The sequence below is a fragment of the Neisseria sp. P0021.S007 genome (assembly GCF_051956855.1).
In genome coordinates, this window is the sequence record NZ_JBQCXA010000914.1 from 1 (window position 1) to 567 (window position 567).

General features: G+C 55.6%; 1 protein-coding gene. It reads left to right on the forward strand.

Annotation, left to right across the window (positions count from 1 at the left end; genetic code table 11):
- Window positions 1-567: oligonucleotide/oligosaccharide-binding fold domain-containing protein (locus ACTHUR_RS16690; RefSeq protein WP_440399804.1), on the forward strand; the 567-nt coding region annotated here is incomplete at both ends.

Below are 567 nucleotides of genomic sequence, written 5' to 3' on the forward strand. Positions count from 1 at the left end.
TTCCTTGCCTATCTGAATATTTGGGACAGCTTCCAGCGCGAGCGCGATAAAGGCTTGTCCAACAAGCAGCTGGTGCAGTGGTGTCGCCAATATTTCCTGTCACACCTGCGTATGCGCGAATGGCGCGAGCTGCATCACCAGCTTGCCCAAACCGCGATTGAAATGGGTTTGACCACTAAAGAAGCAGCGTTTCGACAACCTTCTACCCAAGAGCAATTAAGGCCGTCTGAAAGCCAAGGCGACCAAGATTTGGCGGCCAAACTCAAACAAAAACAACTGGATAAGAAACAACATCGCGCACAAATCCGTGCCGCCAAAGAAGCCGGCTACGAACAAATCCACCGCGCCCTGCTGACCGGCCTTATCGCCAACGTTGGCATGAAATCGCCCGACGGCAACGACTATACTGGCGCGCGCGGCAGCCGTTTCCACCTTTTCCCTGCATCAGCCCTGTTCAAAGCCAAGCCCAAATGGGTGATGGCGGCAGAATTGGTTGAAACCACGCGCCTTTACGCGCGCGACGTCGCCGTTATCCAGCCCGAATGGATCGAGCAGGAGGCGCCGCAC